Genomic DNA, 2,114 nt, shown 5'->3' on the forward strand with positions numbered 1-2,114 from the left:
CGCACCGTGCGCGGCCTCAAGGTCGCCGCCGACGGCATCGCCGACTACGTCGACCGGGTCGTGCGCCGGTTCCTCGCCGAGCGCGACGCGGCGACCGACGAGACGTTCGCCCAGTGGGCCCACCGCGCCGACGAGGAGGCCCTTCAATGACTGTGTCACTCGCACCGCGGATCGCGGTGAAGCGTTCGCGCGACGAGCTCAAGGCGCTCGCCGAGCTGGGCGAGCGCGAGCTGCGCAGCCTCGCCGGGGACGAGGCATCCCCCGCCGACGTGGTCGCGTGGGTCGCGCAGAACTTCTCGACGGATGCCGCGGCCGTCGCCTGCTCGATGGCCGATGCGGCGCTGCCGCACCTCGTGGCCGAGCAGCTTCCGGGCGTCGATGTGCTGTTCCTCGACACCGGCTACCACTTCGCCGAGACGCGGTTCACACGCGACGAGGTGGGCCGCGTGCTCGACGTGCGGATCGTCGACGTGCTGCCCGAGCAGACCGTCGCCGAGCAGGATGCCCAGTTCGGGGCGCAGCTGTTCGCCCGCGACCCCGGGCTGTGCTGCGCGCGCCGCAAGGTCGCTCCGCTCAAGGATGCACTCGCCGGGTACGAGGTGTGGTTCACGGGCGTCCGCCGCGAAGAGGCGCCGACCCGTGCGAACACGCCGCTCGTGACGTGGGACGAGCGCAACGGACTCGTGAAGGTCAACCCCGTGGCCGCGTGGACGTTCGACGACCTGCTCGACTACGCCGGAGCGCATCAGGTGCCGGTGAACCTCCTCGTCTCGAACGGCTACCCCTCGATCGGCTGCGAGCCGTGCACCAAGCCGGTCGCCCCCGGTGAAGACCCCCGGTCCGGCCGCTGGGCCGGCCTCTCGAAGACGGAATGCGGGCTCCACGTATGACCGACACCCTCATCGCTCCCGCCACCGCCCTGTCGACGCTCGACCTGCTCGAGGCCGAGGCGATCCACGTGATCCGCGAGGTCGTCGCCGAGTTCGAGCGGCCCGTGCTGCTGTTCTCTGGAGGCAAGGACTCCGTCGTCGTGTTGCACCTGGCGACCAAGGCGTTCGCGCCGGGCAGGGTGCCGTTCCCCGTGCTGCACGTCGACACCGGCCACAACTTCCCCGAGGTGCTGGACTTCCGCGATGCGACGGTGGCCCGTCTCGGCATCCGTCTCGAAGTCGCGCGCGTGCAGGACTACATCGACGACGGCCGCCTGCACGAGCGCGCCGACGGCACGCGCAATCCGCTGCAGACGCTGCCGCTGCTCGACGCGATCGCCGCCGGCCGCCACGACGCCGTGTTCGGCGGTGCGCGGCGCGACGAGGACAAGGCGCGCGCCAAGGAGCGCATCATCTCGCTGCGCGACGAGTTCGGGCAGTGGGATCCGCGCAACCAGCGCCCCGAGCTGTGGAACCTGTACAACGGGCGCCACACACCCGGTCAGCACGTGCGGGCGTTCCCGATCTCGAACTGGACCGAGCTCGACGTGTGGCGCTACATCGAGCGCGAAGGCATCGCGCTGCCGCCGCTGTACTTCGCGCACGAGCGCGAGGTGTACCGCCGCGACGGCATGTGGCGTCCGGTGGGTCCGTTCTCGCCGCCGCGCGACGACGAGCCGGTCGAGGTGCGCACGGTGCGGTACCGCACGGTGGGCGACATGAGCTGCACCGGCGCGGTCGATTCCGCCGCGGCATCCGTCGCCGACATCGTCGCCGAAGTCGCGGTCTCGACCCTCACCGAGCGCGGCGCCACGCGCGCCGACGACCGGCTGAGCGAAGCCGCCATGGAGGACCGCAAGAAGGACGGGTACTTCTGATGTCTCTGGACACCGCGACGCTCACTTCGCAGCCGACGCTCACTGCCCAGCCGACGCTGTTCCGGTTCGCGACCGCCGGCTCGGTCGACGACGGCAAGTCGACGCTCGTCGGGCGCCTGCTGCACGACTCCAAGGCGATCCTCGCCGACCAGCTCGAGCAGGTCGCGCGCACGTCGGCCGATCGCGGTTTCGCGCACGGCGAGTTCGACTTCGCGCTGCTGACCGACGGGCTGCGCGCCGAGCGCGAGCAGGGGATCACGATCGACGTCGCGTACCGGTACTTCTCGACCGGATCGCGGTCGTTCAT

Annotated in this window: 3 protein-coding genes; all 3 read left to right on the top strand. The window is 71.0% G+C overall.

What is annotated here, in order from left to right:
• Nucleotides 1–146 precede the first annotated feature (146 nt).
• Nucleotides 147–890 (top strand): phosphoadenylyl-sulfate reductase, encoded by a 744-nt coding sequence (locus tag MIC448_RS16210; RefSeq protein WP_036302084.1) that lies wholly within the window; start codon nucleotides 147–149, stop codon nucleotides 888–890.
• A complete protein-coding gene (gene cysD, locus MIC448_RS16215) occupies nucleotides 887–1,807 on the top strand; it encodes a sulfate adenylyltransferase subunit CysD (protein ID WP_198519524.1) in 921 nt (306 codons plus the stop codon). The genes MIC448_RS16210 and cysD overlap by 4 nt, the downstream gene beginning before the upstream one ends.
• Nucleotides 1,807–2,114: GTP-binding protein (locus MIC448_RS16220; protein WP_036302088.1), on the top strand; the 308-nt coding region annotated here is incomplete at its 3' end. The genes cysD and MIC448_RS16220, both read left to right, overlap by 1 nt.

This window comes from Microbacterium sp. C448 (assembly GCF_000582705.2).
GTDB lineage: Bacteria > Actinomycetota > Actinomycetes > Actinomycetales > Microbacteriaceae > Microbacterium > Microbacterium lacus_A.

Coding starts and splice junctions, on each gene's coding strand:
- cysD (WP_198519524.1), top strand. CDS start 887: ATGACCGACACCCTCATCGCTCCCGCCACCGCCCTGTCGACGCTCGAC.
- MIC448_RS16210 (WP_036302084.1), top strand. CDS start 147: ATGACTGTGTCACTCGCACCGCGGATCGCGGTGAAGCGTTCGCGCGAC.